The sequence below is a fragment of the Algoriphagus sp. 10J20-15 genome, from assembly GCF_055809615.1.
Map to the genome: position 1 here is coordinate 257,258 of NZ_JBVVUG010000032.1, position 6,497 is coordinate 263,754.

At 40.1% G+C, this 6,497-nt stretch carries 5 protein-coding genes and 1 pseudogene; 5 read left to right on the forward strand and 1 reads right to left on the reverse strand.

Translation table 11 applies throughout. The features are described from left to right. Window positions 1–17: 17 nt before the first annotated feature. Window positions 18–962 (reverse strand): Ppx/GppA phosphatase family protein, encoded by a 945-nt coding sequence (locus AC0L6R_RS13405; protein WP_283414628.1) that lies wholly within the window; start codon window positions 960–962, stop codon window positions 18–20. Window positions 963–1,264: 302 nt separating this feature from the next. Between AC0L6R_RS13405 and AC0L6R_RS13410 the strand changes: the two are divergent. The 5 genes and pseudogenes from AC0L6R_RS13410 (at window position 1,265) to AC0L6R_RS13430 (ending at window position 6,348) form a co-directional block, all read left to right on the forward strand. Continuing rightward, a pseudogene (locus tag AC0L6R_RS13410) lies at window positions 1,265–2,847 on the forward strand (acyl-CoA carboxylase subunit beta). A gap of 35 nt (window positions 2,848–2,882) precedes the next feature. Then, window positions 2,883–3,947 carry a M42 family metallopeptidase gene (locus AC0L6R_RS13415; RefSeq protein ID WP_473271634.1) on the forward strand — a complete coding sequence of 355 codons (1,065 nt, stop codon included), beginning with the start codon at window positions 2,883–2,885 and terminating at the stop codon, window positions 3,945–3,947. Window positions 3,948–3,992: 45 nt separating this feature from the next. Then, the gene (locus tag AC0L6R_RS13420; protein WP_473271635.1) at window positions 3,993–4,751 is read left to right on the forward strand and encodes a helical backbone metal receptor; all 759 of its coding nucleotides are present in this window, start codon (window positions 3,993–3,995) and stop codon (window positions 4,749–4,751) included. A 123-nt stretch (window positions 4,752–4,874) separates the two neighbouring features. Further along, window positions 4,875–5,639, forward strand: a complete 765-nt coding sequence (locus AC0L6R_RS13425) for a 3-keto-disaccharide hydrolase (RefSeq protein ID WP_283414625.1) — start codon at window positions 4,875–4,877, stop codon at window positions 5,637–5,639. Between the two features lie 112 nt (window positions 5,640–5,751). Then, window positions 5,752–6,348, forward strand: a complete 597-nt coding sequence (locus tag AC0L6R_RS13430; RefSeq protein WP_473271636.1) for a 3-keto-disaccharide hydrolase — start codon at window positions 5,752–5,754, stop codon at window positions 6,346–6,348. Window positions 6,349–6,497: the final 149 nt, after the last annotated feature.

Consider the following 6,497-nt stretch of genomic DNA (forward strand, 5'->3'; position numbering starts at 1 on the left):
ATATTTTTTAGAAATGCTTAAAGAGCTGTCTGCTCCGGAATAAGCAAGGAAGCGATGGCTCCTTCTTTCAATGCATAATGGGAGCAGGTGATGAAATCCACTTCAATATATCGCAAAATAAACTCGATCAAACTTGAAGCGACCACGATCATATCTACTCTCATTGGAATCATACCAGGAATCAGGAGGCGCTCTTCCTTGTTTTTACTTAAAATCATACGATGAATCGCTTCGTATTCTTCCACAGGAAGTTCAAAAACATGTCTTCCAGTGAGTTTGCATTGGAGCATGGATTCGAAGTAAATGTCAGTCAGGGTGTCAAAAGTGCCTGAAGCTCCTACTAGACCTGAAGGTTTGTATTTTTGAATCGCTTGGATTAGTGGCTGAAGCTTTTCTTCCAAATAACTTTCCAGCTTATCGATTTCTTCAGGTAAAATTGGGTCGTGGTAATGAAAAAGCTCCAGTAGACGTTGGCCACCTATTTCAAAACTTTGTTTCCATAATGACTCCTGACTGTTGCCTATGATGAATTCGACCGAACCACCACCAATATCCATCATTAGTTCGGTTTGCCCATTAAGAGATCCCGATAAACGAATACCCTGATAAATCATTTGGGCTTCTTCTTCGCCGGATAGTACTTGAATGTTTATACCAATGGTTTCTTTGACCGTTTGGACGAATTCAGGGCCATTTTTAGCATTACGTACAGCAGAGGTAGCAAAAGCAAAAACCTGATCTATGTTTTCACCATCGATCAGGTTTTTAAAATGTTTAAGCGTATGATATGCTCTTTTTACCGCATCTTCAGCAAGATTATTTTGATTGATTCCGCCTTTTCCCAATTTGACAGGGATTTTCTCCTTGTAAATTGTTTTAAAAGTTACATCATCCAATTCTACCAATAACAAATGAAATGTATTGGTGCCCATGTCAATTACCGCCGCCTTTCGGGTACTCATACGCTGCCAATTTTTAAAGATGGGCGAATATAGAAAGTTATTTGAAATGAGGTCTTTCCATATAAATTTAATTGCCTGATTTTTTTTCTAAACACTAGTTCATTACAGCACGCGCTGAGGTTTCACGGAGATGAACAGCGACAACTAGTAGCCTACTGAAGCTGTGCTGGCGAAAGCTTCCTTGGCTATGGATTTTTCCTAACAGCTTTTACTACTTTCTTTTTACAATAATTACATCTGGAAACAATCCTTTCCATAGCTAACAAAGCCTGTTATATTTGAGCAAGTCTAAAAACTATACTATGAGCAATCAGGATAAACCCAATTTTAATTTGCCCGGAAAGGAAGGAAAGATAGAGCTGCTGAAGCAGAAAAATGCGGAAGCACTCCTTGGTGGAGGAGAAAAAAGAATAGCTTCTCAACACAAAAAAGGAAAACTCACTGCTCGTGAGCGTGTGGAGTTATTGTTGGATGAAGGTACTTTTCAGGAGATTGATAAATTCGTCATGCATCGAGCAAAGGATTTTGGTCTGGACAAAGAACATTACCTGGGTGATGGTGTGATTACCGGGTACGGAGAAGTCAATGGGCGGTTAGTCTATGTATTTTCCAGGATTTCACCGTTTTTGGAGGTTCTCTTTCCGAAACACATGCAGAGAAAATCTGCAAAATCATGGATATGGCTATGAAAAATGGTGCTCCTGTGATTGGATTGAATGATTCTGGGGGAGCTCGGATCCAAGAGGGGGTGAATTCACTTGGGGGATATGCCGATATATTTTATAGAAATACACTTGCTTCTGGAGTTGTACCTCAGATCTCTGCGATCATGGGGCCATGTGCTGGTGGAGCAGTTTATTCCCCTGCGATTACTGACTTTATATTAATGGTGGAAAACACCTCCTATATGTTTGTGACTGGGCCAAATGTGGTTAAAACCGTTACTCAAGAAAATGTAACTGCTGAGGAACTTGGCGGGGCTTCAGCTCACAGCACTAAAAGCGGTGTGACGCATTTTGCTTGTGCAAATGAGTTGGAATGTATCCAGCATATCAAAAAGATATTGAGCTATATGCCTCAGAACTGTGAGGAAATCGCTCCAGTTTATCCTTATGAACTTTTGGAGGATGAAAGCAGAAAGGAGCTGGATAGTTTGATTCCGGATAACCCAAACCAGCCATATGATATTCGTGATGCTGTTAAAGGAATCGTAGATGAGGATTCCTTTTTAGAGATTCATGAAAACTTTGCCGACAATATTGTTGTTGGTTACGCAAGAATTGCGGGTAGAAGTATTGGTATTGTCGGAAATCAACCTCAGTCTATGGCTGGAGTTTTGGATAATGATGCTTCTGTAAAAGCTGCACGCTTCGTAAGAACTTGCGACAGTTTCAATGTCCCACTTTTGGTCTTGGTAGATGTGCCTGGATTTTTGCCTGGCACAGATCAGGAATGGAATGGGATAATCGTTAATGGGGCTAAATTGCTGTATGCTTTCTCAGAAGCAACTGTTCCTAGAATTACGGTCATTACCAGAAAAGCATACGGGGGCGCATATGATGTAATGAATTCTAAACACATTGGTGCAGATTTGAACTTTGCTTGGCCTACTGCTGAGATTGCAGTAATGGGAGCAAAGGGAGCTTCGGAGATTATTTTCAAAAAAGAGATCGCAGAAGCTGAAGATCCCGAAGCTAAGCTGCAGGAAAAAGTAGATGAGTACACGGATAAGTTTGCCAACCCATATCGGGCTGCACATCGAGGATTTATTGATGAAGTGATCATGCCTTCGGAAACTAGGGTCAAACTAATCAAAGCCTTCAAAATGCTTGAAAACAAAGTCGATAAAATTCCGAGGAAGAAGCACGGGAACATTCCGCTTTAATAAATTCAATTATCAATTTTCACATACAATTTTCAATGGATTCGAATACCTTTTTATATAAGTACCTCAACAACGCTTCCCCAACAGGCTTTGAAGCTTCAGGTCAACAGATTTGGCTGGATTACGTCAAGCCTTTTGCGGATGATTATTTCACAGATAATTATGGAACTGCTGTTGCGGTGATCAACCCAGAGGCAGAATATAAGGTCGTGATTGAAGCGCATGCGGATGAGATTAGCTGGTTCGTTAACTACATTAAAGATGACGGCTATATCTATGTGCGCCGCAATGGAGGCTCCGATCATATGATCGCTCCATCCATGCGGGTAAATATTCATACAGATAAAGGTGTGCTTCCTGGAGTATTTGGCTGGCCGGCGATCCATGTGAGAAAAGACGGAAAAGAAGATGCGCCGACTTTAGACAATATCTTCATCGATGTAGGAGCAAGATCCAAAGATGAGGTGGAGGAAATGGGTATTCACGTAGGATGTGTGATCACATTTAAAGATGAGTTGACTGAATTGAATGGCAAATACTACTCTGGCCGAGCTTTGGATAACAGAATCGGCGGATACATGATCGCCCAAGTTGCCAAGAGAATCAAAGAGAATAACATAGAATTACCTTTTGGGCTCTATATAGTAAATGCCGTACAAGAGGAAATTGGTCTTCGTGGCGCTCAAATGATCGCTGCCAAAATCAAGCCTAATGCTGCAATTATTACGGACGTTTGTCATGATACCACAGCGCCTCTATATAATAAGGTGACAAGTGGAGATTTCACTGCAGGCAAAGGGCCAGTTTTGCCAGTGGGCGCTTCGGTGCACAAGAAGTTATTGGATCTGATTATTGCGACAGCGAAAAAGAATGATATTCCATTTCAAAGAGCTGCAGCCTCACGAGGTACTGGCACAGATACCGATGCTTTTGCTTATTCAAATGAAGGGGTGCCATCGGCATTGATTTCACTTCCTTTGAAATACATGCATACCACCGTAGAAACTGCCAGTAAAGATGACATTGAGCAGGTGATCAACTTGATGTATGAGTTCTTAGTGGATTTTGATCCTACATTTGATTTTAGATATATAAAATAAGTACGGAGTCCACAGCTAAAAACCTGTGGACTTTTTTGCTTTTACATGGAATACCTAGATCAACTTAAGCGAAGAATAGCACTTCCTTCAACTCCTAAACGGATCATCTCACTCGTTCCATCTCAGACTGAACTGTTGGTTGATTTGGGTTTGGAGGAGAGAATTGTAGGTGTGACCAAGTTTTGTATTCATCCGCTTGAACTCAAAAATCGAAAAACAATTATCGGTGGAACAAAGGACTATCGAATGGATGTCATTGATTCTTTATACCCGGATTTAATTATTGGTAATAAGGAGGAGAATGAGCAGGTAGGAATAGAAGAGCTAATGAGGAAGTACCCTGTTTGGATGAGTGATATCTATACGCTGGCTGATAGTTTGGAGATGATCGAGGGTTTGGGAGAAATGCTAGATGCGGAAGAGAAAGCTGAAGCAATCATTAAGCAATTGAACTCAGACTTTGAAATACCATTGCATAGGAAAGGCTCTGCCATTTATTTGATTTGGAAGAATCCAATAATGGTAGTAGGAACTAATACCTTTATAAATGAGATGTTGGATTTTGCTGGGTATGAGAATTTAATTCAGACTGCGCGATATCCAGAGCTATCTGAGAAGGAACTGGTTGAATTGAATCCTGAAAACCTATTGCTTAGTTCGGAGCCTTTTCCATTTAAAGAAAGTCATATTGAGTTCTACCAATCCTTGTTGCCGAAAGCTAAAATTAGAATAGTAGATGGGGAGATGTTCTCTTGGTATGGTAGTAGGCTTTTGAAAGCTAAATCCTATTTCGAGAATATTTGAAATTAGTAAAAGAAATAGGAGGTTCTTCCCTATACCGCTCATGAAAAAATTCATTTACCCGAAGGACTTTATTAAAAAAATCAATTAACTTTTGACTTTAATTAGTTTGTAATTAATCGTACTATGAAAAACACAAAATACGCTTGGGTGGCATTATTAGCCTTAGCTTGGTCATGTGGGCCTAAGCCAGCAGAAGATTCTGTTACTGAAACAGTTGTTGAAGAGGTTTTGGTGCCAGAGAACTCACTTACAGAGGAAGAGAAAGCTGATGGCTGGATGTTACTTTTTGACGGTACTAATACCGATGGTTGGCGAGCTTTCAACGGAGATAGCTTTCCTTCAGATGGCTGGACAGTAGAAGATGGAGCTTTGAAAGCATTAGGAAAAGGTGGTGATATAGGAGGCGATATCGTATTTGGTCCTGTGGAATTTGAGCAATTTGAAATGGAATGGACTTGGAAAATAGCGCCGGGAGGAAATAGTGGAGTACTTTATCATGTGGTAGAGGATCCAAAATACGATGCTCCATACGAGACTGGACCAGAATATCAGATGATAGATCAGTTGGGTTTTGCCGAACCTCTGGAAAAATGGCAGTCAATTGGCGCGGATTATGCAATGACAGAGCCGGATTACGAAGGAGCAGTTAAACCCGCAGGAGAATGGAATACTTCCAAAATCATTTTCTCAGAAGAGGGATCAAGTTATTATTTGAATGGGAAAAAGACCGTTGAGTTCGTTCCTTACTCTGAAGCATGGACAACGGCACGTAATTCGGGTAAGTGGAATGATTTTCCTGATTATGCAATTTCAAAAACAGGGTTAATCTCACTTCAGGATCATGGAGCTGAGACCTGGTTTAAAAATATTAAGATTAGAAAATTGTAATTCCGAGCATATACTCAAGTATAATTCGTGGCTAGTATTTCAATTAATGCTTGCCTTTACAGAATGGAGCAAGGATAGGATAGATGACATAAGAATGATAAATTATAAACATATGAAAAAGGTAATAGTGGTGATGCTCTTGTTAGCATCTGTAAATTTTGCTTACGCGCAGAAGAAAATTAAACTCTTTAACGGCAAGGACCTTTCCGGTTGGACCATTTATGGTACAGAGAAATGGTACGTGGAGGATGGCTTGTTGATTTCAGAAAGTGGACCTGATAAAGGATATGGTTATTTAGGTACAGATGAAGAGTACGATGATTTTGAAATTACCTTAGAATTCAAGCAAGAGGCCAATGGAAATTCAGGCGTTTTTATCAGATCTACAGTAGAAGGCACAAAAGTTTCTGGGTGGCAAGTAGAAGTTGCGCCTCCAGGTCATGATACTGGCGGGATCTACGAATCTTACGGTAGAGGCTGGTTGGTAAAGCCTGATCCTGAAAAAGACAAGAACTTGAAGTTTGGAGAATGGAACAAAATGAAGATTGTAGTAAAAGGAGATAATGTTACTTCTTATCTTAATGGAGTAGAAATGGTCAACTTCTCTGATGCTAAAATAGGAGCAGGAAAAGGTGGCGTTAACCTTCAAATCCACGATGGTGGTGGGATAAAAGTTTATTGGCGAAATATTGTTTTGAAAAAGCTTTAATATACCAAAAGTTATATAGAAAATGCCTTGATGATTATGTCATCAGGGCATTTTTATTTTGCGGAAACTTTTCCCCGTCTCTATCAGGAGCTTACCAGAAAAGAGGCTTTAATCTCAGATATTCTCTTGCCGATAAATAAAAAAGGTAG

What these genes read in the sequence shown, in the direction of transcription:
- AC0L6R_RS13425 (WP_283414625.1), top strand. Translation starts at nt 4,875, where the DNA reads ATGAAAAACACAAAATACGCTTGGGTGGCATTATTAGCCTTAGCTTGG.
- AC0L6R_RS13430 (WP_473271636.1), top strand. Translation starts at nt 5,752, where the DNA reads ATGAAAAAGGTAATAGTGGTGATGCTCTTGTTAGCATCTGTAAATTTT.
- AC0L6R_RS13405 (WP_283414628.1), bottom strand. Translation starts at nt 962, where the DNA reads ATGAGTACCCGAAAGGCGGCGGTAATTGACATGGGCACCAATACATTT.
- AC0L6R_RS13415 (WP_473271634.1), top strand. Translation starts at nt 2,883, where the DNA reads ATGGATTCGAATACCTTTTTATATAAGTACCTCAACAACGCTTCCCCA.
- AC0L6R_RS13420 (WP_473271635.1), top strand. Translation starts at nt 3,993, where the DNA reads ATGGAATACCTAGATCAACTTAAGCGAAGAATAGCACTTCCTTCAACT.